Genomic DNA, 25,749 nt, shown 5'->3' with positions numbered 1-25,749 from the left:
GGGGAGCGGCTGGCCCGCGACCTTTCGCTCACCCATGGCAGCTGGTACACGGCCGTGGACGGCGTACAGCTGCCCGCCGTGCTCGACGCGGCCCGCGGCCTCGACCGGGACTGCGCCGTCGCGGGCCTGTGCCGGGCCACCGCCCTGGACGTCGCGGGCCGCACCCCCTACGTCACCCTGCTCGCGCAGCTCGACGGCATGGCAGACGGGCAGCCAGCGACCCGCACCGCGGTGCTGCGGGCGCCGGGCATCGCCCCGCTCACCGGGGCGGTGACCGCGGTCGCCGCGCTGGCGGTGCTCTGCGGCGAGGTGCCCAGCGGCGCCCGGTGCGCCGACGCCGCGCTGGACCCGGTGGCCGCGGTGGAACGGCTCCGGGCCGAACCCGACATCTGCGAACTGACCATGTACGACGCGGCGATCGATGCGCTCGCCGTGGCCGAGGAGGGAGCCCTGTGAGCACCGGGCGCAGGCTCAAGACCGTGGTGTGCGGAACGACGTTCGGCCAGTTCTATCTGGCCGCGCTCGCCGCACGCCCGGAGGAGTTCGAGATCGCCGGAGTGCTGGCGAGCGGCAGCGAGCGGTCGGCGGAGTGCGCCGCCCGCCATGGCGTACCGCTGTACACGACAGTGCCGGAGCTGCCCGACGACGTGGACCTGGCCTGCGTCGTCGTGCGCTCCGGCGTGCTGGGCGGGACCGGCACCGAACTGGCGCTGGAGCTGCTGCGCCGCGGCATCCACGTCGTGCAGGAACAGCCCGTGCACCACGACGACCTGGTCGCCTGCCTGCGCGAGGCCCGCCGCGGCGGCGTCCGCCACCGGCTGGGCGACCTGTACGTACGGCTGCCCGCGGTACGGCGGTTCGCCGCCGCTGCGCGCAAGGTGCAGGCTCGGCAGCCGGTGGCCTACGTGGATGCCGCCTGTGCCTCGCAGGTCGCGTTCCCGCTGCTGCACATCCTCGGCGACGCGCTCGGCACCGTACGGCCATGGCAGGTCAGTGCGGCGGCCACGGCCGAGGACGCACCGTTCGCCGTGCTCACCGGCCGGATCGGCGGCGCGCCGCTCACCCTGCGGATCCACAACCAGGTCGACCCGGACGACCCCGACAACCACCTGCACCTGCTGCACCGGATCACCCTCGGAACGGACGGCGGAGCACTGACCCTGACGGACACCCACGGCCCCGTGCTGTGGAGCCCCCGGCTGCACATCTCCGCAGCCGTCAAGAACCGCTTCGACTTCACCGCTCCCGGGACCGAGCATCTGAGCGAGCCGAGCAGCGTAGCGCTCGGCCCGGCCGCTCCACCGGACTACCGGCACCTCCTCAAGGAGCAGTGGCCGGACGCCATCGCCCAGGACCTGAGCGCCCTGCGCGCCGCGGTACTGGGCGCGCCGGACGCCGAACGGCCCGAGCAGTACCACCTGACCCTCAGCCGCATGTGGCAGGACCTCACGAAGGAGCTCGGCTATCCGGTCCTGCGGCCGGGCAGCGCCACGAGCCGCTCTCCGCCGAGGATTTGACGGATCCTGCGGCCTCCGACGATCCCGAGGAGCTGGTTCGGTACGCCACCGCTGCCGCCGACCGCAGGGTGGGCGCAGTCGACCCCCGGCAGGTGGGCGACTTCGTACGGCAGCTGGACGAGGCGGTGCTCGGCTCCATGCTCGGAGCGCTGCAAGGTGCCGGCGTGCTCACCGACCCCGGGTGTGTCGAGTCGCCGGAGCAGGTCATCACCGCTGTGCGGGTCGCGCCCCAGCACCATGTCCTGATCCGGCGCTGGCTGCGGGTGCTCGCCGACCGGGAGGTGATCGAACGGGACGGTGCCGGATTCCGAGGTGTGCCACCGCTGGACCCGCATGCCCTGGATCGCGCCTGGGACCGCGCCGCGGCCACCTGGCAACGGGGCTTGGGCTCGGCCGAGTTCATCGACTACCTCCGTGAGAACGCACGGCGCCTGCCCGAGCTGATGACCGGCGAGCAGCAGGCTGCCCTGCTGCTGTTTCCCGAGGGCAGGAGTCACCTCGCGGACGCCGTCTACCGTGACACCGTCACTGCCCGCTACCTCAACACCGCGGTGGGCCGCGCCGTGAGCGCGCTTGCCACCGGCCGCGACGCCTCCCGCCCGCTGCGGATCGTCGAGGTCGGCGCCGGCACGGGCGCGACGACCGACGCCGTGGTGGCAGCCCTCACCGAGGGCCCGGAGCGGACCCCGCCCGTCGACTACCTCTTCACCGATGTCTCGCACTTCTTCGTAGGCGCGGCACAGGAGCGCTTCTCCGACCAGCGGTGGATCCGGTACGGCCACTACGACATCGACCAGGACCCCGCCGCCCAGGGACTGGCTCCCGGCTGCGCCGATGTCGTGATCGCGGCGGGAGTGCTCAACAACGCCCGTAACACCGACACCACAGTGCGGGCGATCGCCGGTCTGCTGGCTCCGGGCGGCTGGCTGTTCCTCACCGAACCGACCCGAGAACACCTGGAAATCCTGGCCTCGCAGTCCTTCATGATGACCGCCGCCGACGACACCCGGCAGGACTCTGACACCACGTTCCTCTCCCGTCGGCAGTGGCTGGACGCCCTCACGGGAGCCGGGTTCGACCGGATCGCCACCGCACCGGACGAGGACCACCCGCTGGCGCCCCTGGGGCAGCGGCTGTTCGCCGCCCGCGTCGGCCGCCCCATAGCGTCAAGTGGAGCTACATCGTGCTGAGTTGCAGCCATGTCCTGTGCAAGGTCGACGACATCCGCGCGACCGTGGAGGATTACCGAGAGCTCGGCTTCACCGTCGAGTGGGGCAGCGCACCCGAGCGTGCCCACAACGCCCTGCTGTGGTTCGAGCAGGGACCGTTCATCGAATTCTTCCAACTGCCACCCGCGTTCCGCCTGCTGAAGTGGCCGATGAGCCTCATCAACGGTGTCGCGGCCGGTGACCGGCTCGCGCGCTGGGCCCGCCCCGGGGAAGGCTGGCGCGACCTCGCCCTGGAGACCGACACCACCGAGTTGCGCGGCGTGCATGGCGCGCTGCGCGCAGGGGGTAGCGCGGTGTCCCGCGTCATGAAGGGACGCCGCACCCGGCCGGACGGCGACCGTGTGCACTACCGGTTCCTGGCCACCCGGCCCGCTCGGCTCCCGTTCGTGGTCTCCGCATACGACCCGCCGCAGCGACCCTCCGAAGTGCGCCACCCCAATGGCGCCACCCACATCAGCGTCGTACGTCTGGGGATCGCGGACCACGACCGGGCCGCCTACGACGCGCTTGCCGGACATCTCGCCGAGGCCGGCCCGCTGCGGATCGAGCCGGCCCCGCACACCGGTGTCCTTGACGTCGAACTGGCTGGAGTGGGAGGCCAGTTGGACCACGGCAAGCTGCACGGCGCGACCTTCGTGACCGCCCCGGCCGAACGGAGCGGCAGATGAATCAACCGTCCCTCCCCGGCTTCCGCGGCCGGATCGTCGCCCCCGGTGCCCCCGGCTACGAGCGTGCCCGCCGCGTCCGCAATGCGCGCATCGACCGCCGCCCGGCCCTGATCGCCCGCTGCACCGACCCCGACGACATCATCGCCGCCCTCGCCTACGCCCGCGGCCGGGGACTGCCCGTCGCCGTCCGCGGCGGCGGGGCCAATGTGGCGGGCTGGGGCACTTGCGACGACGGATTGCTGCTGGACCTCGGCGGCATGAAACACATCGAGGTCGACGGCCAGTCCCGTACCGCCGTCGCTGAACCCGGCCTGACCTGGGGCGAGTTCGACGCCGCCACCCAACAGCATGGCCTCGCGCTGCCCGGCGCACGCAACACCGACGTCGGGATCGCCGGCCACACCCTCGGCGGCGGGGTCGGCGACCTCTCCCGGCAGTACGGGCTGACCAGCGACAACGTCACCTTCTTCGAGGTGGTGACGGCCGACGGGCGGCATCTGCGGGTCGATGCCGACCAGCACTCCGAGCTGTTCTGGGCACTGCGCGGTGGTGGCGGGAACTTCGGCGTGGTGACCCGCTTCGGCTTCCGGCTGCACCCCATCGAGCGGGTGACCGCCGGCGCCCTCGTCCACCCGCCGCAGCAGGCCCGCGCCGCCCTGCGCACGGCCCGCGACTGGCTCGCCACCGCACCCGACCAGGCGTCCCTGATCGCACTCGTCTGGACCGCGCCACCCCTGCCCTTCGTCCCCGACCACCTGCACTTCGAGCGCTGCGCCGTCCTCATCCCGACCTGGTTCGGCCCGCCCGAACGCGCCGACGCGATCCTCGCGCCGCTCCGCCACGGCCACCCCCGCCCCGTCCACGACACCGTCACCGACCGGCCGTACACCGCCTACCAGCGACTGCTGCCGTCCCCGCCCGACGTCGCCCGCCAGCACGTCTACAACCGCGGCGAACTCCTCGCCGAGCTCACCGATGTCACGATCGAGCGGATCCTCGGCCACTGGGAGGCATCCGGGCCGAACTACTCCGTCGTCCTCGGCGCACTCGGCGGAGCCATCACCCGCGCCCCCGCCGGGCCGACCGCGTTCGCCCACCGCCGCGCCCAGTGGTTCATCGAGATCTGCGCCCAGTGGTACGGCGAGGCCGACAGCCCCACCCACCTGGAGCCCGCCCGCACCGGCTGGCAGGCACTCCAGGACGTGACCGAGGGGCCGTACCTCAATCTGCTGCCCGACCCCGGACCCCAGTGGGTGCGCGCCGCGTACGGCGACGACACCTACGCCCGGCTGGCGCGCCTCAAGCAGACCTGGGACCCGGACAACCTCTTCCGCTTCAACGCCAACATTCCGCCCGCCGATATTCCGCCTCGTGCGGCCAAGGAGACCGACCGATGACCACCGCATCCACCCCGGGCGAACTGATCGCACAGCTGCGGCAGGAAGGAGCCCAGCTGTGGGAGGAGGACGGCGTGCTGCGCTACCGCGCCCCGAAGGGCACGCTGGGCGCGGCCGAGCTGACGGCGCTCAAGGAGCACAAGGCGGACGTGCTGGAGTGGCTGCGCGCCGAGGACCACCCCGCGTCCCTGGTGCCGGACCCGGCGGCTCGCCATGAGCCGTTCCCGCTGACCGACGTCCAGGCCGCCTACCTCCTCGGCCGCAACGAGGCGTTCGGCTACGGCGGCGTCGCCTGCCACGTCTACCTGGAGGTGAACTACCCCGACCTGGACCCGGGCCGGGCCGAGCACGCCTGGAACCGGCTCGTCGAGCGGCACGGCATGCTGCGCGCCGCCATTGACCCCGCCGGCCACCAGAGCATCATGCCCACCGCGCCCGCCCTCACCCTCCCCGTCACCGACGTCCGCGGCGCCGGCACCGACCGGGTCCAGGCTGCCCTCGAAGCGGCGCGGGAGGAGATGGGCCACCGGGTCTACGACACCACCGCCTGGCCGCTGTTCGAGCTGCGCCTCACCCGCACCGACAGCCGTGCCGTGCTGCACCTCTCCATGGACTTCCTCATCGCGGACTGGGCCGGCATCTGGCAGCTGCTCGCTGAGTTCGAGGCCCTGCACGCCGACCCCGAGGCCCAACTGCCAGAGCTTGGCGTGGAGTTCCGCGACTACCTCCTCGCCGAGCGGGCCCTCGCCGAATCCCCGCGCCATCAGCGGGACAAGGACTACTGGCACGCCCGCCTCGACACCCTGCCGCCCGCCCCCGACCTGCCCGTCCTCGACACCGGCACCGCTCCGCAGCCGGCCCGTTTCCGCCGCCGCTTCCTCAAGCTCGACACCGTCGGCTGGGAACGCCTCAAGGAGCGTGCCCAGCGCCGCGGGCTGACCCCTTCCTCCGTCGTGCTCGCCGCATACGCCGCCGTGATCGAGCGCTGGAGCCGCACCCCGCGCTTCTGCCTCAACCTCACCGTGCTCAGCCGGCTGCCACTCCACCCCCACATCGACCGCGTCGTCGGCGACTTCACCACCGTCAACCTGCTCGCCGTCGAAGGCACCGCCGGTGTGTGCCTGGCCGACCGGGCGCGTGCCCTGGCCGGACAGCTCTTCGACGACCTCGACCACCGCCTCTACTCCGGTGTGCAGGTGCTGCGCGAGCTGGCCCGTCGCCGGGGCCGCGACGCCGCGCTGATGCCGATCGTGTTCACCAGCGCCATCGGCCTCGGTGACACCGAGGCGAACGGCCGCGCCGAGGGCCGTCTCGACGGCTTCGGCATCACCCAGACCCCGCAGGTCTTCATCGACTGCCAGGCCATGGACGACGCCGAGGGCCTCCAGGTCAACTGGGACGTCCGCGAAGGGGTGTTCCCCGACGGCCTGGTGGACGACATGTTCGACACCTTCGAAGCCCTGATCCGTGCTCTCGCGGACGGCGAAGAGCCCTGGGAGTCCGGCGACGCGGTGGCCCTGTCGGACTGGCAGGCCGAGGAGCGCCGCAAGGTCAACGACACCTCGACCGAACTGCCTGACGGTCTGCTCCACCACGGGGTCCTCACCCAGGTGACCCGCACCCCCGACCGCCCCGCCGTCATCACCCCGCACACCACCCTCAGCTACCGCGAACTCGCCGACCGAGCCACCGCCGTCGCCCAGGCACTGCGCAATGCGGGCTGCACTCCGGGCAGCCGGGTCGCCGTCGTCATGGACAAGGGCCCCGAGCAGATCATCGCCGTCCTCGGCACGCTGCTCGCCGGCGCTGTCTATCTCCCGGTCGACACCGTGCAGCCGCCGCTGCGCCGCGCCGGCATGCTCCAGGACGCCGGGGTGGAACACATCCTCACCCAGTCCTGGGTCACCACCGACTGTCCGCACGGCAGCACGGCCCTTGCCGTCGACGCCCTCGATGCGGTACCCGCCGCCGCACCCGACCCGGACGAGGGCAACCCCGACGCACCCGCGTACGTCATCTACACCTCTGGCTCCACCGGCCGGCCCAAGGGCGTGGTGATCAGCCACCGCGCCGCGCTCAACACCCTCGCCGACATCGGACGCCGCTACGGCATCGACGCCGACGACCGGGTGCTGGGCCTGGCCCATCTCGGCTTCGACCTGTCCGTCTGGGACATCTTCGGCCCGCTGTCCGTGGGCGGCGCCCTCGTCCTCCCGGACCCCGAACGCCGCACCGACCCCTCCCACTGGGCGCAGCTGGCGGCTGAACACCGCGTCACCGTATGGAACTCCGTGCCCGCGCTGATGCAGATGCTCGCCATCTACCTGGATTCCGAGCCGGGCCTGGACCTCTCGGCCCTGCGGCTGGCACTCCTGTCGGGCGACTGGGTGCCGCCGGCCCTGCCCGGCGACATCACCGGCCGGATACCCGGACTGCGGGTCATCGCCCTGGGCGGCGCCACCGAGGCCGCGATCTGGTCCATCCACCACCCGTGCGACGCCTCCGACGCGGGACGCCGCTCCATCCCGTACGGCACGCCGCTCGCCAACCAGGGCTTCCGGGTACTGGACACCGCCCTGCGCGACTGCCCCGTCTGGACCGCGGGCGAGCTGTACATCACCGGTGAGGGCCTCGCCAAGGGCTATCTGTTCGACCCCCGGACCACCGCGCACCGCTTCCGTACCCACCCTCGCGACGGCCAACGCCTCTACCGCACGGGCGACTTCGGCCGCTACCTGCCCGGCGGCGAGATCGAGTTCCTCGGTCGCGAAGACAGTCAGGTGAAGGTGCGCGGCCACCGCATCGAGCTGGGGGAGATAGAGGCCGCGCTGCTGGAGCACCCGGCGGTGGCGGCGGCGGGAGTCGTCGTCGACGGCACGGGGGAGGAGCGCGGACTGCTCGGCGTGGTCGAGCCCGCCCCCGCGACCGAGCCCGCCGAGGGCACCGAGGCCCTCAAGCCGTTGGTGTCCGCGGCCGCCGACGCCGCCGTCCCCGCTGTGACGCATGAGCAGGTCACCGCCCACAGCGAGACCCTCGACGCCGCGGTGCTGGCGTCCATGGCGCACGCCCTGCGCGGCCTGGGGCTGCCGACGGGTGCGACGCCCACGGAGGAGGCGCTGCACGTGGCCGGCATCGCGTCGCGCCACCACTGGCTGGTGCGCCGCTGGTACGCGCTGCTGGCGGACCACGGCATCACCGAGGCCGACGAGCACGAGGTGGTCCGCCGCTGGGCCGCGGCCGAAGCCGCCTGGTCGGCGGACCTCGGCTGCCGCGACTTCCTCGCCTACGTACGCAGCAACACCGACCGTCTTCCCCAGCTGCTGACCGGCCGCCAGGATCCGGTCGAACTCCTCCTCCCGGCTGGCGACTTCAGCACCGCGCAGGCGCTCTACCGGCACCACACCATGGCCCGCTACCTCAACACCGCCGTGGCCACCCTCGTCGAGCGGATCGCCACCGACCATCCCGCGGACCGCCCGCTGCGCGTCCTCGAAGCGGGCGCCGGCACCGGCGGCACCACCGAGAACGTGCTCCCCACGCTCGACGGCCGGCCCACCGACTACCTCTTCACGGACATCGCGCCGTTCTTCCTACCGGAGGCCAGGCGCCGCTTCGGCGACCGCCCCTGGCTGCGCTTCGGGATCTTCGACGTCGACAGCGGCCACCGCGCTCAGGGCCTGGCCCCGAACGCGTACGACATCGTGCTGGCCGCCGGCGTCCTGGAAAACGCCCGGGACATCCCCGCCGCCCTCAAGCGGCTCACCGAGCTGGTGGCCCCCGGCGGCTGGCTGCTGCTGACCGAACCGACCCGTGAACACCCCTGGATCCTCGCCTCCCAGGCATTCATGATGACCGAGCCCGAGGACGACCGGGCGCTGGGCGGATCCTCCTACCTGGGCCCTGACCAGTGGCGGACACTGCTCGCCGAGGCCGGCGCCGACCAGGTGCTGAGCCTGCCGGAGGACGGGCACCCGCTTGCCCCGCAGCATCTGCGGCTCTTCGCGGCGCGGCTGAAGACCGACCGGGCCCACGTCACGGACACCGAACTGACCGCGTTCCTGCGCGACCGACTGCCCACCCACATGATCCCCTCGCACCTCCAGGTCGCCGACTCCCTCCCGCTCACCGGCAACGGCAAGGTGGACCGCCGCACCCTCCAGAGCTGGCGGCCCACCCTCCCCGACACCGGAGAACAGACAGCCGCCCAGGCACCCGCCGACGCCTTCGAGGCCCGACTCGCCGAACTGTGGGCCGCCGCCCTGCCCAGCGGCCGCATCGGCCGCACCGACGACTTCTATGTGCACGGCGCCGACTCCCTGATCATGGCCCGGATGGCCGGCAAGCTCCGCGAGGAGATCCCCGAAGCGGCCCTCGTCCCCTTCGACGCCATGCTCCGCCAGCTCCTCAACCACCCCACCCTCGCCGAACTCGCCGCCTTCCTGCGCACCACCGGCGACGCCGGAGCAGCCCAGCCCGCGCCCCGCCGCGCCGCGACGGGCAACGCCGGCCTGATGTCGTTCAGCACCACCGGCGAGGGACCACTGCGCGTCATGTTCCACGCCGGCCTCGGCACCATGGACTGCTACCGGCCGCTCGCGAGCCGGCTCGTCGCACAGGACCTCGGCCCGGTCCTCGGCATCGTCATCGACGACACCGACCGCTACTGCTCCCTGGACCCGGCCACAGTCGTCGAGCGCGCCGCCGACGACTACGTCGAACGGCTGCTCGCCGAGGGCCACGACCGCGTCCAGCTCATCGGCTACTGCCTCGGCGGGCTCTACGCCACCGAAGTGGCTAGGCGCCTCGAAGAGCGCGGAGTGAGCGTCGAGGACCTCGTCCTGATCAGCAGCCACCCCGTCGTCATCGACGTCGAGGACGACCTGCTGATCGAGATCCTCTTCGTGCCCAACCTGCACATCTCGATGACGCAGACGGGGCTCGGCGACCTGGACGGCGACACCGTCGTCCGCGGCTTCATGGAGGCCATCGAGCGCCACGGCGGCAAGGTGCCGGCCGGCGCCCTGGCCGAGGTGGGCGGGGACCCCGAACTGGACCGGGCCGGGGCCTTCTTCCGGCACCTGAACTCCTTCACCCGCGAGGAGCGGTTCGCCGTCTACGCTCGCACGGCGTCCGAGGCCGGGGGCGAGACCATGCCGCCGGAGATGGTTGCCGCGATGTTCCGGGTCTTCCGGCAGAGCTTCCGTTCCGCGCACTTCACGCCCCCGCCCTACGCCGGCGACATCCGCTTCCTCCGGCCGCGCGGCGCCTCCGGCTTCGCACCCGGCATGGACGAGACCACGCTCGGCTTCTGGCGCGACGTGTGCATCGGCGACCTCCCCGTCACCGACATCGACGGCAACCACTTCAGCTGCATCGAGGAGCCGAACGTGGATCGGGTCGCCGACCTCGTCGCCGCCCCGCTGCGTGACGCGCACCAGAGCTGACCCGCCCTTTCCTCCGCAGGAGACAACGCATGACACCCGTGACACCTATGGCCCCCGTGACGCCTGCACCCCGGCACTATCAACAGCTCTGTCTCGACGGCCCCTTCGACACCCTCGCCGTCGTCGCACAGCTCACCGCGTCCGGCCTGCTGACCGACTATGTCGTCTACGAGCAGGATGAGCACTGGCACATCGCCGGCAACCCCGTCGAGGACATCCGCCTCCGCGCCGGCGACGTCCGCACCACCCCCTGGGAGCCCCTCCGCGCGGCGCTCGCCCGCACCCCGGTCGAGGACTGGCACGCCTACGGCTGGCTCTCCTTCGAGCTGGCGAGCGGCAACGGCAGCGGCGGTGACGAGCTGCTCGGGCATCTCATCGTCCCCGGCGTGGAGTTGACGGTGAGCCGGGAGCGGACACGGATACGCACCCTGGACCCGTCCCTCACCGACCGTCTCCGCAAGGTGATCGCCGAGGCCCCGCCGCACGCGGAGCCCCCCGCCCCCGTACCGGTCGACGAACACGCCACGGACCGCTCCTACCACGATCAGGTGGCGCACGCTGTGGCGGAGATCGGCCGCGGCCGCCTCGACAAGGTCATCCTCTCCCGTACGGTCCCCGTCCCGTACACCGTCGACATGACCGCCACCTATGTGCGCGGACGCGCCGCCAACACCCCCGCCCGCTCGTTCCTCCTCGACCTCGACGGGCTGCAGGCCGCCGGCTTCAGCCCCGAAACCGTCATCGAGGTGACGGCGGACGGCTCCGCCGTCACCCAGCCGCTGGCCGGCACCCGGGCCCTGCACGGCGACCCGACCACGGACCGGGCGCTCCGTGCCGAACTGTTCCGCGACCCCAAGGAGGTCTACGAGCACGCCACCTCCGTCAAGCTCGCCGTCGAAGAGCTGTCCACGGTCGGCGCCTCGGACACCACCCGGGTCTCGGAGTTCCTCACCGTCAAACCGCGCGGCAGCGTCCAGCACCTCGCGTCCCGCGTCGCCACCCAGCTCGCCGAAGGCCGCACCGCATGGGACGCGCTCGGCGCCGTCTTCCCGCCGGTCACCCCTCCGGCATCCCGAAGGCCGCCGCCTACCGGTTGATCGACGAGCTGGAGGACGAGCCGCGCGGGATGTACGCGGGCGCCGTCCTGCGGGCCGCCGCCGACGGCTCTCTGGATGCCGCGCTCGTGCTGCGCGCCGTCTACCAGCGCGACGGCCGGGCCTGGCTGCGCGCGGGCGCGGGCGTGGTCGGGGCCTCCTCGCCGGACCGCGAGTACGAGGAGACCTGCGAGAAACTCCGCAGCGTCGCCCCCTACGTCGTTCCCGAGGCGGGCCACTGATGCTCGACGGGATGCACGACGCGACACTCGACGGATTCACCGGCTGGCCGCAGGAGTTCGCCGACCGCTACCGCCGGCGCGGCTACTGGCGCGGCCGTACGCTCGGCGCGCTGCTCCGCCAACGCGCCACCACCACACCCGAAGCCCTCGCCGTCGTCGACGGCCCCCGCCGCTGGACGTACCGCGAACTGGACGAACGCGCCGACCGACTGGCCTCCGGCCTGCGCGAGCTCGGCCTGGAGCCCGGCGACCGGGTCGTGGTCCAGCTCCCCAACTGCGCGGAGTTCCTGCAACTGGCCTTCGCCCTCTTCCGCATCGGCGCCGTGCCGGTGATGACGCTGCCCGCGCACCGTGAGGCGGAGATCGCGCACCTGGCGACCCTGTCCGACGCCGTGGCGTATGTCATCCCCGACACCCACCTCGGCTTCGATTACCGCCCGCTGGCCCGTTCCGTACGCGAACGGGTGCCGGGCCTGCGCCATGTGCTCGTGGTCGGCGACGCCCAGGAGTTCACCGGCCTGGCGGGGCTGGAAGGGAAGCCGGGCCCGCTGCCCGAACCCGACCACTCCGCCGCGGCGCTGCTGCTGCTCTCCGGCGGCACCACCGGCGCCCCCAAACTCATCCCCCGGACGCACGACGACTACCTCTACAACGCCACCGCCAGCGCGGCCGTGACCGGCCTGGACGCCGCTACTCGCTATCTGGTGGCGCTCCCGGTGGCGCACAACTTCCCGCTGGCCTGCCCGGGAGTGCTCGGGACGCTGTACGCCGGCGGCACCGTGGTGATGTGCCCGACCCCGAGCCCGGACATCGCCTTCCCGCTCATCGCCCGCGAACGGATCACCGTCACCGCCCTCGTCCCCTCCCTTGCGCTGCTGTGGCTGGAGGCCACGGAATGGGCCGCCGACGACCTCGGCAGCCTCCAGCTCCTCCAGGTGGGCGGCTCCCGGCTCCAGCCCGAGACCGCCCGGCGCATCACCCCGGCCCTCGGCTGCCGGCTCCAGCAGGTCTTCGGCATGGCCGAGGGGCTGCTCAACTACACCCGGCTCGACGACCCCGAGGAGCTGATCCTGCACACCCAAGGCCGACCGCTCGCCGAGGACGACGAACTACGGATCGTCGACGCCCAGGACCGCGAGGTGCCCGACGGCGAGACCGGTGAACTGCTCGTCCGCGGCCCCTACACACTGCGCGGCTACTACCGGGCCCCTGAGCACAACGCCAAGGCGTTCACCGAGGACGGCTACTACCGCAGCGGCGATCTCGTACGCCAGCTGCCCAGCGGACACCTCGTCGTGGCCGGGCGCCTCAAGGACGTCATCAACCGGGCCGGCGAGAAAGTCCCCGTCCAGGAAGTCGAAAACCACCTGCTCGCCCACCCCGCCCTCCACGACGTGGCCGTCATCGGCCTCCCCGACGCGCAGCTGGGGGAGCGCAGCTGCGCCTGTGTCATCGCCCGCGGCACCCCACCGTCGCGTGCCGACCTGACCGCCCATCTCACCCAACGCGGGCTCGCGGCTTACAAACTCCCCGACGACGTCAGGGTGTTGACTTCCTTCCCCCGCACCGCCCTCGGCAAGGTCGACAAGGGTGCCCTCATCCGGGAGGTGACCTCATGAGCAGCGGACTGGGAACCGTACGGAATCTGGTGGCGCTCGCCCCCGAGGCCGGCGGCAGACTCCGACGGGCCGCGGCCCTCAGCGTCCTCAGCGGAGTGAGCTCGGTGGCCGGTCTGCTCTGCGTGGCGTACGCCGTCGGGGAACTGCTCGCCGACCACCCGTCCGGGATGGTCGTGACCCGCTGGACGCTCGGCGCGCTGGCCGGCCTGCTCTGCGGATTCGCCGCCCGCTGGCTGGCCGAGCACCTCGCCCACGAGGCCAGCTACGCACTGGAAGTCGTTCTGCGCCGCCGTCTCGCCGACGCGCTGGCCCACATGCCGCTCGGCGAAGTGCAGCGGCTCGGCGCCGGCCGGATCAAGAAGATCGTCCAGGACGATGTCAAGGCACTGCACAACGTCGTCGCCGACGCGCTGCCGTTCGTCGGCTCCGGCGTCGCCCAGCCGCTCGCCGCCCTGCTCGCGCTGGGCGTCGTGCAGTGGCGCCTGCTGCTCGCCGTCCTCCTCATCGTCCCCATCGCCTTCGTCTGTTTTTCCCTCCTGGCCCGCGACTACGGCACTCAGCGCGAGCGCTACAACTCCGCGAACGAGAAGGTGAACGCGGCCGTCGTGGAATTCGTCCAGGGCATGCCGGTCGTGCGCGCCTTCGACGACGGGCAGGCGTCCTTGGGCCGGTTCGCCACCGCCGTCGAGGAGTTCACCGAAGCCGTCGCGGACTGGATGGCCACCACCCGCGCCTCCGGCCGCCTGCACCGGCTGTTCATCGTGCCGCTGCCCACCCTGCTCCTGGTCGCAGCCACCGGCGTCCCCATGCTCACCGCCGGCTGGATCTCCCGCACCGACCTCCTGCTGGCCCTGCTGATCGGCACCCTGCCGATCGAGGCGATCTCCCCCCTCATGCATCTGACGAACCACATCAACGACTCCAAGGCCGGTGCCGTCCGCGTCCAGGAGCTGCTCGACGCACCCCCGCTCCCCGAGCCCGAGGAGCCGCGCGAACCGGCGGGCGCGTCCCTCACCTTCGAGAACGTCAGCTTCCACTACCCCGGCCGCACCGACCGACCAGCCCTCGACGGCATCGACCTGGAGATCCCCGAAGGCACGGTCTGCGGGCTGGTGGGCGCCTCCGGCGCCGGCAAATCCACCCTCGCCCGGCTGATACCCCGCTTCCACGACGTCACCTCAGGCGCCGTACGCATCGGCGGCACCGACGTACGCGACATCCGCACCGACGTCCTGCTCCGCCACGTCTCCCTGGTCTTCCAGGATCCGTTCCTCGTCAGCGGCACCATCGCCGAGAACATCCGGCTCTCCCGGCCCGATGCCACCGAGGACGAAGTCCACGCCGCAGCCGAGGCCGCTGCCGCCCACGACTTCATCGTCAAGGAACTCCCGGACGGTTACGACACCCAGGTGGGGGAGCGGGGCGGACGCCTCTCGGGGGGACAGCGACAGCGCATCACCATCGCCCGCGCGATCCTCTCCGACGCCCCTGTCGTCATCCTGGACGAGGCCACCGCCTTCACCGACCCCGAGACCGAAGCGGCGATCCAGCAGGCCCTGGCCCGCCTCACCCGTGGCCGGACCGTCGTCATCATCGCCCACCGGCTGGCCACCATCGCCGACGCCGACCAGATCGTGGTCCTGGAGGCCGGCCGGATCGCCGAACGCGGCCGGCACGCCGACCTCATCGCCGCCGGCGGCCGCTACGCCCACCTCTGGTCGCTGCACCAGCAGGCCGCCGACTGGGACCTGACCGGCAGCCGCACCGCCGCCCACCCGGCCAAGGACCACCCGGCCAAGGAGGAGATCACCCCGTGAAGCGCATCCTGCGCCTGATGCTCACCGCCGCCGGCCCCTACGCCCGGCAGTTCCGCGCCACCCTGCGCATCTCGCTCGCCGCGACCGTTCTGCAGGCCGCGGCCTACGCCTGCTTCGTCCCCCTGCTCGCGGAACTCTCCCACGACCCCGTCCGCACCGGCCGCGTCTGGCTCTGGATCGCCGCGCTCGCCCTCCTCATCGCGGGCGAAGGAGCCCTGCGCGTACGGGAGATGACCTTCACCTACGACCACTGGCACCTGGTGACCCGCTCCACCAGACTCCGCCTCGGTGCCGCCCTGCGCGCCATGCCCCAGCAGGAACTGGCCCGGCGGGACACCGGCGATCTGACCCAGGTCGTCGGCAACAACGCCACGACAGCCGCCACCGCCGTCTCCTCCCTCGCCGCGCTCTTCGTCCAGCTCGTCACCGTCCCCGCGGTGCTCGGCGTGGTCGTCCTCGCCCTCGACTGGCGCCTGGGCCTGGTCCTCCTGGTCGGGACCCTGGCCGCACTGCCCCTCGTACGGCAGGTGCAGCGCCGCTCCGGCACCGGCTTCCGAGCGGTCGACGAGGCCGACGGCGAGAGCGCCGCCCGGATCGTCGAGTACGTCCAGGGCCTCCCGGTCCTCAAGGCCACCGGCCGCGCAGGCGCCGACTCGCCCATCCTGGCGCCCACATTCGCCCACCAGCACCACGCCCAGACCACCGCCAACCGCTCCGCAGCACTGCCCGTCGCCGGTGCCCAACTCCTCGTCCAGCTCGCCCTGGTGGGCTTGGTCGCCCTCGGCGCCGCCCTCACCCTCGACGCCCGACTGACCCCCGCCACCCTCCTCGCCGTCACGGTCGCCGCCGCCCGCTTCGCCGAGCCCCTCAGCCTCGCCGCCGTCATGACCAAGCTCTTCGAACTCTCCGAAGCGGCCCTGGCCCGCATCGACGACGTGCTGACCGTCCGCCCCCTGCCCGTGGCCTCCGGAGGACACCCGCCCCGCACCTTCGACCTCCACTTCGACCGCGTCACGTTCACCTACGACGGCCAGGATCAGCCGACCCTCCAGGACCTCGACTTCACCGTCCCCGAACGCAGCCTGACCGCCCTCGTCGGCACCTCGGGCTCCGGCAAGACGACCCTCACCCGCCTCCTGTGCCGCTACGCGGACCCCCAGCACGGCACCGTACGCATCGGCGGCACCGACCTGACCACCCTCGCCCCGGACGACGTCCTGCGCCATATCGCCGTCGTCTTCCAGGACGTCCACCTCTTCGACGACACCATCCGCGCCAACATCGCCCTCGCCCGGCCCGACGCCGGCGACCCCGAGATCGAGGCCGCGGCCCGCGCCGCCGGCATCCACGACTTCGTCACCCGGCTGCCCGACGGCTATGCCACCCGTGTCGGCGAGCTCGGCTCCGCCCTCTCCGGTGGCGAACGCCAGCGCATCTCGATCGCCCGCGCCTTCCTCAAGGACGCCCCGGTCATCGTCCTCGACGAACCCACCGCCGCCCTGGACACCGAGTCCGAAGCCGTCGTCCAGAAGGCCATCGACCGCCTGATCGCCGACAAGACCGTCATCGTCATCGCCCACCGCCTGACCACCGTCGCCGGTGCCGACCAGATCCTCGTACTCGACGACGGCCGCATCACCCAGAGCGGCACCCACACCGAACTCCTCGCCGAGCCCGACGGCCGCTACGCCCGCATGTGGGCCGCCCAATCGGCGGCACGGGACTGGCGGGTCCCCGGTGGCGGCCATCCGTCCGGCGGTGCACCCAGCGCGGCCGCGGTTGTGGCTGCCGAACCACTCGCATGAATGCAGGTTCATATAGGCATGGATGCGACGACAGCACGGACGACGTCCTCACCTGGGCGACGGCCGGCGGGCCCGGGCGTCGCCGATCCTCCGCCCACCCTGGAGAGGCAGTTCGTTCCCACGCCGGGCGAGGCCCAGGCGCGTTCCCGCACCCGCGCTCGCGGACGCCGTGCACGCCGGTGAGCGGACGAGTGGCCCGTCCGTACAGGTCAGGGCCGCCCGTCCGACAGCGCCACGGCTGCCGCGGTCGCTGCCACCCTCCAGGCCCTGGTCACCCCGTCCCGGCTGATGATCCTCGCCACCCTGCGCCAGCAACCGCATCCCGTCGCTGACCTCGCCGCCACCATCGGCATGGAACCCTCCGCCGTCTCCCACCAACTGCGCTTGCTGCGCCCGCTGGGCATGGTCGCCGGCGACCGGCCGCCCCAGTACCGGCATTGCCCTCTCCGTAGTCCTGGCCGTCGCCGCCACCTGGCTCGGCCTGACCACCGCCTCCTACCGGCCTTACCCCTTGGGCTTCTTCGTGACCTCGTACGCCTTCGCCGGCTGTCTGCCGGCGTCAGCGTCCTCTTCGGCACTACCTGAACTGCGCCAAATGCGGTGTCAGCGTGACGCTGGATTCCGTGATGGCGGAGAACTGGGCCGCCGGAGTGGCCCGGACGAGCGGCTTCACCGCCGTCCGGCACGCCGTCGAACTCACGGGCATCTGCCCCGACTGCAGTCCCTCGGCGGGGAGTTCTCCCCGCTACTGACGCGACCCCGGGCAATGACGCGACCCCGGGCATGACGCGACCCCGGGAGCGCCGCCGCTGGGCGCGACGGACGCTCTCCGGGGTAGATCCGTACGGCAGCGGGGACCGCGCTACTTGGAGTCGTAGGGGAGCAGTGCCATCTCCCGGGCGTTCTTGATCGCGCGGGCCAGCTGCCGCTGCTGCTGGGCGGTGACCCGGGTGACCCGGCGGCTGCGGATCTTGCCGCGGTCCGAGATGAACTTCCGCAGCAGATCGGTGTCCTTGTAGTCGATGTAGGTGATCCCGGCCTGGTCCAACGGGTTGGGGCGGGACTTGAGGGGCCTGCGGGGGTCGTGGCGGCGGGCCATTGCACTTCCTTCTCTCGGTCGGGTCGGTGCGGGTGAAGATTCGTAGGGCGGTCGGATGCTCAGGAGACGGGGTCGAGGAGTGCGTCGAAGGACGCCGGGAGGCGCTTCCACGCCTCACGACCGGCGGCGAACTCGTCCTTTGTCAGCAGGCAGGAGTCGAGCAGCCGCTCCAGCCCTTCGCGGTCCAGGCCGGGTGCGGTGAAGACCAGGTGCTGGCAGCAATCGCCGTGTTCGGGGTGCCAGTCGAGGGCGGCGGCCGCTCGGCGCACCGGCGGAAGCATTTCCCAGGCGGCGTCCGGGAGCGAGGCGAGCCACGGGCCGGCGTTCTCCACGCACAGCGCGCCGCCCGCGGCGTCCCAGGACAGCAGGGTGTCGGGGCGGTCGGCGAGCCAGAACCGGCCGCGGCTGCGAACGGCCGCGCAGGCCAGGTCTTCCAGCGCCTGATAGAGCCGCTCCGGGTGGAAGGGACGCCGCCGGTGCCACACGAGGGTGGCGACTCCCGACTCCTCCGCTTCCTGCGGCAGCAGCGCGCAGGCCGGGTGCTGGGCGGCGGCCGCCGCCTCGACATCGAATCCGGCGAACGCGGCCTCCGCGAGCTGACGGGAGGCCACGGGCACATGGCATGCCGTCGGGTGCAGTTGGGCGAGGACCGCACGGTCCTCGTCGTCCGCCTCCGCTCCGTCAGCGAGCACGAGGACGGGGGCGTACTCCAGCTGTCGCGCCCAGGTGTCCCCGATGGTCCGCTGATCGGTTGCGGCCGCCGCGAGCCCGGCTTCCGCCAGGTCGTCACCGTTGGCGAGGTACGGCAGTACGAGCGCGGGGTCGACCGCGGTCATCACATTGGAGAGCGTCAGCGACTCGCCGCCGTGCGCGGCGATGACCTCGGCCATCGCCCGAGGCTCGACGGAGTCCCAGAGCTCGACCACCGCCAGCCGGTGCAGACCGCTCTCGGCCAGTCGCCGGAGCTCGGGCACCAGGTCCTCGCGCAAGGCGCAGCACGCACAGTCGTTGACGAGGGGGGCCTCGCCGGAGGACAGCTCGCCCGAGGCGTCCCGCACCGTGCGGCGTACCGTTCCGGCTGCTGCCGTGGAGAGGTTGTGGTGGAGCGCGACACTGCCGCGCACGGTGTGCAGTAGCCGCAGCACGACCTGCTCGCGGGCTTCGGAATGCAGCCCGCCGACGAGGACGACGGGGAGCCTGCTCTTCGCCGTCATCACCGCGCCCCGCGCCGGCCGTAGCGCCGCTCGAAGCGCTCGACGCGGCCGGCCGTGTCGAGGACCCGGGCCGTGCCGGTGTAGAAGGGGTGGCTCTGAGACGAGATCTCCACGTCTACGACGGGGTAGGTGTTGCCGTCCTCCCACTCGATCGTCTTGTCGCTGGTCGCGGTCGACCGGGTGAGGAAGGCGAAGTCGGCAGCCCGGTCGCGGAAGACGACGGGGCCGTAGGCGGGGTGGATCCCAGGCTTCATGACGGTGTTCCTGTCTGCTAAGTCGGCTTGTGAGTCAGCGTTCTTCGCGGAAGTCGACGTGTCGGCCAACGATCGGGTCGTACTTGCGCAGGACCAAGCGGTCGGGGTCGTTCCGCCGGTTCTTGCGGGTGACGTAGGTGTAGCCGGTGCCCGCGGTGGAGCGGAGCTTGATGACTGGGCGGAGTTCGTTGCGTGCCATGGGCGCTACTATATGGGAATGGTTTCCATTGCCGATAACGTCTCCGACGAGAGGTGACCCACTCCATGTCCGCCCACTGCCAGCTGACCGGCGCCAAGCCGGGCTTCGGCAAGACCATCTCCCACTCGCACCGCCGTACGTCCCGCCGTTTCGACCCGAACATCCAGCGCAAGCGCTACTGGCTGGCGAGCGAGGGCCGGCATGTCCGGCTCACGCTCAGCGCCAAGGGGATCAAGACGGTTGATTCGATCGGTGTCGAGGCCGCGGTGGCACGTATCCGCGCACGAGGGGTGAAGGTCTGATGGCCAAGCAGAGCAAGATCGCGAAGAACGAGCAGCGCAAGGTGATCGTCGAGCGGTACGCCGCCCGGCGCGCCGAGCTGAAGGAGATCATCCGGCGGCCTTCCTCCACCGACGACGAACGGGCCGCCGCTCAGGCGGAGTTGCGGCGTCAGCCGCGCGACGCCAGCGCGACCCGGGTACGGAACCGGGACAGCGTGGACGGCCGCCCCCGCGGCCATCTGCGCAAGTTCGGCATGTCCCGGGTGCGGATGCGCGAGCAGGCGCACGCCGGATTCCTCCCCGGAGTCACCAAGTCGTCCTGGTGATATCCGGCGACCGTCACGGCGGCCGGCGCCGCGGCCCGGGCCGTTGCCCGGGCTGCGGCGCCGGCCCGGCCAAACCCTCCGGAAGGGCGTACCGATGAACCGCGCAACACCGGGCGGCCCGAGTCGCCCCTTCACACTGGTCACCTGCACCAACTGCCCAACCGCCGTGGGCGAAGCGGTGAGGGGCCGGCTGGGCGAGGCCGTCCGTGCCTGCCCGCACGGCATCCTCGTCGCCACCGGATGCCTGGGTGGCCTGTTGCGTTGCACCCCAGCTGTGGGCCTGCGCGCCGCAGTGCAGCCGTGCGCGACGGACCGCACTCCCACCGGCCCAGTCACCCGCCTGGGCCCCATTGTCACCGAAGCCGACGCGGAACTGGTCGGCGCATGGCTCCTGGCCGGCATGCCGGACGACGGCACGCTTCCGCACCGGCTGCGCGCGGTACCCGCGCCCCACCACATCGCCCACCTCAACTGACGGGAAGCCCAGTGCCCAAAGGGCTGTTGAGCATCGTGATCGGGAACACCCCGGCTGCCCGCGGGCTCGCGGTGGACCAGCTGGTGGGCGCCGCTCCCCGCGCCGTGGTGCTGGCTGCATCCATCCACTGCCGGGACACGGGTTATCCCGTCGTGCAACGCTTCGTCACCGGTCCCGGAGTATCGCAGTCCGTCTCGCAGTCCATGTCGCGGGTGGCCACCGGCGACCCGGTGGTGATCCTCCGGCAGGACCTGCTGGCCATCCGGCGCACCGTGATGCCCCCTCACGTGGTCCTCGCCCTCTCCGACGAGCTGGATCTCCTCCCGTTCCTGGTGGAGTTGTGGCGACCGCGGACCGGCGCCAGTGCCCTGAGCGACCACTACGTCCCGGCCCCTATCGTGGCCGGGCTTGACCCAGCGGCTTTCCTGGCCGAGCTCGGATGCGTCCACCGGGCCGCCCGTCTGTGGGACGGTACCGATCACACCAGCCCCCTGACACCGGCCGAGAGAGCCGCCCGCAGGGTGGAAGCCGCCCATGGCGTGATCGTGCCGACCCCACCGAGCCCCACCGACCGTCGAACGGACGGGGTGGCCGCCCTGGCGCACCACCTCAATCCCTCCGCCACGCTCATCCAGATCGCACAACAGCCGCAAACTGCGGAGTTGCCGCCGCCACTCCTACGGCCCGTACCGGACGCTCTTGAAGAGTGGCGGGCCCGGCTGGAACCGGTGACCGTGGCGCCCGCACGCCCCGGTACCGACCTGGGTGTGACGTCGGTGGTGTGGCGAGCCCGGCGACCGCTGCACCCGGAGCGGCTCGCGGACGCACTGCCCACCGTCATGGCCGGCGTGGTGCGCGGCCGAGGCCACCTGTGGCTGTCCAGCAGGCCCGCAGCCGTGGTGACCTGGCGGTCGGCCGGACCGCACATGGAACTGCACGAAGCAGATCGCTGGCTGGAGTCCGGAGACGAGAGCGCCTGGCGGGGCGCATCCCCGCAACGGCGCACCCTCGCGTCGTGGTTCTGGCACGACTACTACGGCGAACGTCGTAACGCGCTCACGTTCACCGGTGCCGACCTCGACCGGGACCGGCTCTGCTCCGCCCTCGACGCGGCCCTGCTGAACGACAGGGAGCTGTCGCTGGGCTGGGACGGCTGGGCGGCCTTCCCCGATCCCCTGCTCGGCGACGCCCCGCGCTGAGCCGAGCCACTCCCGGGCTCTGCCGAATCTCTCAGCGGACTGGCGTACGGCGGATCGGTCGGGCGGATACCGCGAGCCCACGAGCAGCTGCGCAGGTGGGGGAGACCTCCCTGAACCCCGTCCACGGTGGCTGCCTGGTGTCCGCCGGCGCAGGGCGCAGTGCAGCAGCTCGGACGCACCGGTGCCCCTGTGCTCGGCATGAGCACAGGGGCACCGGTGCGCGCACCTTGTGAGTTGCCGGGTTGGGCGGTGCCGTGGCTGCGACCACCGCCCAACCCGGAGCCTGTCATGCCTGCGGCACCAGCTCCGGGTGCTCGTGCTCGCAGGCGTCGTCGATTCCGTAGGTGTCCCAGGTGGGGAACGGGTCGTCGGAGAGCTGTTCCCCGTCGGCCAGGAGGCAGTCGGCCAAGGCCCCTTGAAGTGGCTCGGCGCGCAACCCGGTGCCGATGAAGACCAGTTCCTGGCCCTGGCTGTCGTCGGCAGCGCGGGCACCGGAAGGCTCGAAACGGGCGACCGCTCCGGCCTGCGACCACAAGCCCGTGACGTTCGGGCGGCTGGCCAGCCAGAAGAAGCCCTTGGAACGCAGGATCTGACCGTAGGCGCCGCTGTCCAGCCCCTCTGTGACGAAGGTCCACAGCCGGCCCGGGTGGAACGGCGCATCGGCACGGAAGACCGTGCTGGAGATGCCGTACTCCTCGGTCTCCGGGACGTGGTCGCCGTTGATCTCCCGCACCCAGCCGGGGGCCTGTTGTGCCCGCTCCAGGTCGAACAGCCCGGTGCCCAGGATCTCGCCGGGGCTCACCCGGCCGTGCAGTGCGGGCACGATGCGGGCGGCCGGGTTGAGGCGGGCGAGGGTGGCCTCGAGCCGTTCGGCGCTCTCCGCATCGACCAGGTCGATCTTGTTGAGGATGATGACGTCGGCGAACTCGATCTGGTCCATCAGCAGGTCGCTGACGGTGCGTTCGTCGTCCTCGTACTGGTCCAGCCCCCGTTCGGCCAGCCCGTCACCTCCGGCCAGCTCCGGCAGGAAGTTGGCGGCGTCGACGACGGTGACCATGGTGTCGAGCCTGGCCAGGTCGCCCAGGGTCGCTCCGTCGTCGCGCGGGAAGGCGAAGGTGGCCGCGACGGGCATCGGTTCCGAGATGCCGCTGGACTCGATGAGGAGGTAGTCGAAGCGGCCCTCGCGGGCCAGCCGGTCGACCTCTTCGAGCAGGTCATCGCGCAGCGTGCAGCAGATACAGCCGTTGGTCATCTCGACCAGCCGTTCCTCGGTACGCGAGAGAGCAGCCTCGCCGCCACGCACCAGGCTCGCGTCGATGTTGACCTCGCTCATGTCATTGACGATGACCGCGACGCGCAGGCCCTCCCGGTTGCCCAGGACGTGGTTGAGCAGGGTGGTCTTGCCCGCTCCGAGGAAGCCGGACAAGACCGTGACGGGCAGTCGGTTGTGCGTCATGCGTGGTCTCAGCTCTCCGGGCGCAGCAGCCCGCGTTCGTACGCCTTGGCCAGCCGCTGCGGGACGAGGTAGGGGGTGCCGTCGACGGTGACGGGCACGAGCTGCGGGGTGGTCGCCTTCCACTGAGCGCGGCGGTGACGGGTGTTGCTGCGGGACATCTTCCGCTTGGGTACGGCCATGGCCGACCTCCTGCACGACTAGGTGACGGGCAAGAGCCTAAGTGAAAATGGCTGCCATTTTCAAACTGGCGGGTGCGTGAGCGGCTGCCGGGCCGCGCAAGCACCTCGGTCCCCTGTCCTGCCACCGCCCGTTCCTCCGTCACCCTCCGGGCCGCGGTGGGGTGTCACCGCTGACGTCCAGGAGCGTGATGCGGCCTCCCCGTTCCGCCACCGCGAGCATGCGTCGCCCTATCCATGCAAGGGATGTGGCGGGGCTGGTCAGATGCCCTGCGGCGAGTGAGGTGCAGCTGCCCCACCGGCTGTCGGGTCCGGCGCGCCACAGCCGGACGGTGTAGTCGGACCCCGCGGTCGCGAGCATGTCTCCCGCGCCGGGCTGCCAGGCCAGCGCCGAGGTGCAGACGGGCAGGACGGCCCGTCTCGCCGGTGTCCTGGGGCCGATGGACCAGAGCGAGAGATGGTACTCGGCTGGTACGGCCAGCTTGCGCCCGCTCTCACTGAAGACCGGGGCATGCCGGCCCGAGCTGTCCGCGCACTCGACCGGCCGAGTCGCCGGGCGATGCGTCTCCCACAGCAGCGTCTTCCGCTGGTACGTCGAGCAGACCGTCCAACGGCTGTCGACGGACAGACTGAGACCATCCGCCGCGTCGCCGTATTCATGGACGGCGACCGGTTCGCGACGCATGGGCATGAAGCAGCGGACCTGGCCGGCCAGTGACACCGCCAACAGGCGTCCGCCTTGTGCGGAGGCCATGTCGGTGACCGTCTTCGCGAGCGGTGCGGTGGACCACTGCGCCACGCCGTCGGTGTCGTACGCGATGACCTGGCACCCTGTCGCGATCGCCACGACGCCCGGCCGCATCCAGCACGCCCGGATGCACGGTGCGGCAGTGGTCCGCGTGATCAGCCTGCCGTCCAGAGCTCGCCACAGGCCATATCCGCGGGGGCCTACCAGCGCCAGGTGATGTCCATCGGGCGAGAAAGCGAGATCCGTGATGCCGCCGGGCAAAGCGAGGTGGCCACGCTCCTCGCCCCCGTCGAGATCCAGAACGCGCACTCCGCCGCGCCGACCGGCGACAGCGACCAGTCCCACGCCCGCCGTAAGGGCGACCGGTTCCCATGCGAGCCGCTTCGACCACAGTGGGGTGCCCTGAAGGCGCTCGGCGGCTGCCGAGGTGGGTGACACGCCGGCCATCACCATGCCCCTGTCGGGATGCGGGGCAGGGTGGCGTGGCGGGGGGCAGGGACTGTCCGCCGCGAGGTCTTGATGACGTGCACAGGTGATCTTCCATATTCGGATATGGGAATCATTTTCATAAACACTATATGCGGTCCACCCACGGGAGGGGGAGGGAGGGGGCGACGTACCTGCCTGCGGGCAACGGCGACATCGCGCGGACCTACGCCCGATTCGGCTTCCGCTCCGTGAACACCGCCCTTCGGGGAACTGGCCGAGCCTGGCGAGCCGGTGACGCCCACGCCTGCAGTCGGCGGAGTGCTGAGCGCGAAGGGGATTCGGCTACCCGCTCGACGAGCTCGTCGGCCGGCACTCCGCTTCGAGGCGAACATCGCCTTGGCGGCGCCGAACATCGACTGGTGGGGCATGAGCGGGGAGCGCATCGGTTCCTACACCAGCGGCGGCACCGGTCAGGGTCTGAACGCGGTCGGCGGGCGAGGCTCGATCGCTCAGGACTGAACTGCCTGGTTGGGCGCTTCCGAGGTCGTCGTCGCCTCGCCAAGAGCGGATCGAGGCCGCCAAGGCCGGTGCCTTCGTCGGGTCCCGGCTGCCGAGGACGACGGTGGCGCCGGTGCTGGCCAACTGCTCGGTGACAAGCAACTGAACGCACTGGTCAGACGAAACCACGTAAGGGCTCAGAAGAACTCGCGGGATGTCGCACACTCCGCGGACCAGGATGGGGGGGCAGGTGGCCTGCGGTGGCGATGTGGCACTCCGCGCGGTGCGGATCGTAGATGGCCAGACGCAGATGGCTATGTACTGCTCTGGCCGGGAACGTTCACCGGGATGGGTTCGATGGCGCGGGCTGCTTCGTAAATCGATGGACGCCCTTCGGGCTGGTCGGCGAGCATCTGCAGGTGGATGAAGCCGATCGCAGGAGACCGTTCACCCGGAGTCCGAAACGCGTCCGCTTTGCCGAGCTGTCCGGTGAGGCGATGTCCGCTTTGCTCGATGGAGACCTGGCAGCGGCCAGTAGGACGGCCCGGGTCTCGCTGACCGGG

General features: G+C 71.7%; 23 protein-coding genes and 3 pseudogenes. 18 read left to right on the top strand and 8 right to left on the bottom strand.

Features of this window, described 5'->3' with window-relative positions; genetic code table 11:
• From B073_RS0133645 to B073_RS46905, 12 genes and pseudogenes are all read left to right on the top strand, one after another.
• Nucleotides 1-456 (top strand): annotated as a pseudogene (locus B073_RS0133645) (epimerase); the annotation flags it as partial.
• On the top strand, nucleotides 453-1,517 hold the full coding sequence (locus B073_RS47355; protein ID WP_037813633.1) for a Gfo/Idh/MocA family oxidoreductase: 1,065 nt from the start codon (nucleotides 453-455) through the stop codon (nucleotides 1,515-1,517). The pseudogene B073_RS0133645 and the gene B073_RS47355, both read left to right, overlap by 4 nt.
• Complete coding sequence (locus tag B073_RS47350; RefSeq protein ID WP_037813630.1) at nucleotides 1,514-2,707, top strand: class I SAM-dependent methyltransferase; 1,194 nt, start codon at nucleotides 1,514-1,516, stop codon at nucleotides 2,705-2,707. The genes B073_RS47355 and B073_RS47350 overlap by 4 nt, the downstream gene beginning before the upstream one ends.
• Complete coding sequence (locus tag B073_RS0133635; protein ID WP_018542475.1) at nucleotides 2,701-3,414, top strand: VOC family protein; 714 nt, start codon at nucleotides 2,701-2,703, stop codon at nucleotides 3,412-3,414. Before B073_RS47350 ends, B073_RS0133635 begins: the two co-directional genes overlap by 7 nt.
• Nucleotides 3,411-4,811, top strand: a complete 1,401-nt coding sequence (locus B073_RS0133630; RefSeq protein ID WP_018542474.1) for an FAD-binding oxidoreductase — start codon at nucleotides 3,411-3,413, stop codon at nucleotides 4,809-4,811. The genes B073_RS0133635 and B073_RS0133630 overlap by 4 nt, the downstream gene beginning before the upstream one ends.
• Nucleotides 4,808-10,255 carry a non-ribosomal peptide synthetase gene (locus B073_RS0133625; RefSeq protein WP_018542473.1) on the top strand — a complete coding sequence of 1,816 codons (5,448 nt, stop codon included), beginning with the start codon at nucleotides 4,808-4,810 and terminating at the stop codon, nucleotides 10,253-10,255. Before B073_RS0133630 ends, B073_RS0133625 begins: the two co-directional genes overlap by 4 nt.
• 29 nt (nucleotides 10,256-10,284) lie before the next feature.
• Nucleotides 10,285-11,591: pseudogene (locus tag B073_RS42060) on the top strand (salicylate synthase).
• Nucleotides 11,592-11,602: 11 nt separating this feature from the next.
• The gene (locus B073_RS0133615; protein WP_199788223.1) at nucleotides 11,603-13,210 is read left to right on the top strand and encodes a (2,3-dihydroxybenzoyl)adenylate synthase; all 1,608 of its coding nucleotides are present in this window, start codon (nucleotides 11,603-11,605) and stop codon (nucleotides 13,208-13,210) included.
• Complete coding sequence (locus B073_RS49140) at nucleotides 13,207-15,027, top strand: ABC transporter ATP-binding protein (protein WP_018542470.1); 1,821 nt, start codon at nucleotides 13,207-13,209, stop codon at nucleotides 15,025-15,027. Before B073_RS0133615 ends, B073_RS49140 begins: the two co-directional genes overlap by 4 nt.
• Nucleotides 15,024-16,832, top strand: a complete 1,809-nt coding sequence (locus B073_RS48895) for an ABC transporter ATP-binding protein (protein ID WP_018542469.1) — start codon at nucleotides 15,024-15,026, stop codon at nucleotides 16,830-16,832. Before B073_RS49140 ends, B073_RS48895 begins: the two co-directional genes overlap by 4 nt.
• A gap of 225 nt (nucleotides 16,833-17,057) precedes the next feature.
• Nucleotides 17,058-17,252: pseudogene (locus tag B073_RS48455) on the top strand (ArsR family transcriptional regulator); the annotation flags it as partial.
• Between the two features lie 188 nt (nucleotides 17,253-17,440).
• Nucleotides 17,441-17,584, top strand: coding sequence for a hypothetical protein (locus tag B073_RS46905; RefSeq protein ID WP_158690290.1), 144 nt, complete (start codon nucleotides 17,441-17,443; stop codon nucleotides 17,582-17,584).
• Nucleotides 17,585-17,694: 110 nt separating this feature from the next.
• Here B073_RS46905 and rpsR read toward each other — a convergent pair whose 3' ends face one another.
• Genes rpsR through rpmG form a run of 4 tightly spaced genes read right to left on the bottom strand, consistent with a single transcriptional unit; the run spans nucleotide 17,695 to nucleotide 19,598 of the window.
• Nucleotides 17,695-17,931 carry a 30S ribosomal protein S18 gene (rpsR, locus tag B073_RS0133590; protein ID WP_018542466.1) on the bottom strand — a complete coding sequence of 79 codons (237 nt, stop codon included), beginning with the start codon at nucleotides 17,929-17,931 and terminating at the stop codon, nucleotides 17,695-17,697.
• Nucleotides 17,932-17,990: 59 nt separating this feature from the next.
• Nucleotides 17,991-19,145 carry a CobW family GTP-binding protein gene (locus B073_RS0133585; protein WP_018542465.1) on the bottom strand — a complete coding sequence of 385 codons (1,155 nt, stop codon included), beginning with the start codon at nucleotides 19,143-19,145 and terminating at the stop codon, nucleotides 17,991-17,993.
• The gene (locus B073_RS0133580) at nucleotides 19,145-19,399 is read right to left on the bottom strand and encodes a type B 50S ribosomal protein L31 (protein WP_018542464.1); all 255 of its coding nucleotides are present in this window, start codon (nucleotides 19,397-19,399) and stop codon (nucleotides 19,145-19,147) included. Before B073_RS0133580 ends, B073_RS0133585 begins: the two co-directional genes overlap by 1 nt.
• 34 nt (nucleotides 19,400-19,433) lie before the next feature.
• The gene (rpmG, locus tag B073_RS0133575) at nucleotides 19,434-19,598 is read right to left on the bottom strand and encodes a 50S ribosomal protein L33 (protein ID WP_018542463.1); all 165 of its coding nucleotides are present in this window, start codon (nucleotides 19,596-19,598) and stop codon (nucleotides 19,434-19,436) included.
• 65 nt (nucleotides 19,599-19,663) lie between these two features.
• On the opposite strand from rpmG, the gene rpmB reads away from it, so the two are divergent.
• The 4 genes from rpmB to B073_RS0133555 all read left to right on the top strand — a co-directional run bounded on the left by rpmB (nucleotide 19,664) and on the right by B073_RS0133555 (nucleotide 21,879).
• A complete protein-coding gene (gene rpmB, locus B073_RS0133570) occupies nucleotides 19,664-19,900 on the top strand; it encodes a 50S ribosomal protein L28 (protein ID WP_018542462.1) in 237 nt (78 codons plus the stop codon).
• Complete coding sequence (rpsN, locus tag B073_RS0133565) at nucleotides 19,900-20,205, top strand: 30S ribosomal protein S14 (RefSeq protein ID WP_006601605.1); 306 nt, start codon at nucleotides 19,900-19,902, stop codon at nucleotides 20,203-20,205. The genes rpmB and rpsN overlap by 1 nt, the downstream gene beginning before the upstream one ends.
• A 94-nt stretch (nucleotides 20,206-20,299) precedes the next feature.
• Nucleotides 20,300-20,680, top strand: coding sequence for a hypothetical protein (locus B073_RS46065; RefSeq protein WP_026247975.1), 381 nt, complete (start codon nucleotides 20,300-20,302; stop codon nucleotides 20,678-20,680).
• Nucleotides 20,681-20,715: 35 nt separating this feature from the next.
• Nucleotides 20,716-21,879: a GTP-binding protein gene (locus B073_RS0133555; RefSeq protein ID WP_234025233.1), complete on the top strand. Its 1,164-nt coding sequence runs from the start codon at nucleotides 20,716-20,718 to the stop codon at nucleotides 21,877-21,879.
• Between the two features lie 286 nt (nucleotides 21,880-22,165).
• Here B073_RS0133555 and B073_RS0133550 read toward each other — a convergent pair whose 3' ends face one another.
• From B073_RS0133550 to B073_RS0133540, 3 genes are all read right to left on the bottom strand, one after another.
• Nucleotides 22,166-23,335, bottom strand: coding sequence for a GTP-binding protein (locus B073_RS0133550; protein ID WP_018542459.1), 1,170 nt, complete (start codon nucleotides 23,333-23,335; stop codon nucleotides 22,166-22,168).
• An 8-nt stretch (nucleotides 23,336-23,343) separates the two neighbouring features.
• Nucleotides 23,344-23,514: a 50S ribosomal protein L32 gene (gene rpmF / locus B073_RS0133545; RefSeq protein ID WP_006601600.1), complete on the bottom strand. Its 171-nt coding sequence runs from the start codon at nucleotides 23,512-23,514 to the stop codon at nucleotides 23,344-23,346.
• A 139-nt stretch (nucleotides 23,515-23,653) separates the two neighbouring features.
• Nucleotides 23,654-24,358: a hypothetical protein gene (locus B073_RS0133540; protein ID WP_234025232.1), complete on the bottom strand. Its 705-nt coding sequence runs from the start codon at nucleotides 24,356-24,358 to the stop codon at nucleotides 23,654-23,656.
• 117 nt (nucleotides 24,359-24,475) lie between these two features.
• On the opposite strand from B073_RS0133540, the gene B073_RS48450 reads away from it, so the two are divergent.
• Together B073_RS48450 and B073_RS46900 are read left to right on the top strand one after the other, a co-directional pair.
• Nucleotides 24,476-24,694, top strand: coding sequence for a hypothetical protein (locus B073_RS48450; RefSeq protein ID WP_234025231.1), 219 nt, complete (start codon nucleotides 24,476-24,478; stop codon nucleotides 24,692-24,694).
• A gap of 312 nt (nucleotides 24,695-25,006) precedes the next feature.
• On the top strand, nucleotides 25,007-25,207 hold the full coding sequence (locus B073_RS46900) for a hypothetical protein (RefSeq protein WP_158690289.1): 201 nt from the start codon (nucleotides 25,007-25,009) through the stop codon (nucleotides 25,205-25,207).
• A gap of 293 nt (nucleotides 25,208-25,500) precedes the next feature.
• Here the strand turns inward: B073_RS46900 and B073_RS48445 are convergent.
• Nucleotides 25,501-25,749, bottom strand: a 249-nt coding sequence (locus B073_RS48445; protein ID WP_234025230.1) for a hypothetical protein, incomplete at its 5' end; no start/stop codon positions are given.

Source organism: Streptomyces sp. MspMP-M5 (assembly GCF_000373585.1).
In the GTDB taxonomy this organism is placed as follows: domain Bacteria; phylum Actinomycetota; class Actinomycetes; order Streptomycetales; family Streptomycetaceae; genus Streptomyces.
Note: the sequence above shows the minus strand (reverse complement) of the source record. Positions and strands in the feature narration are given on the sequence as shown.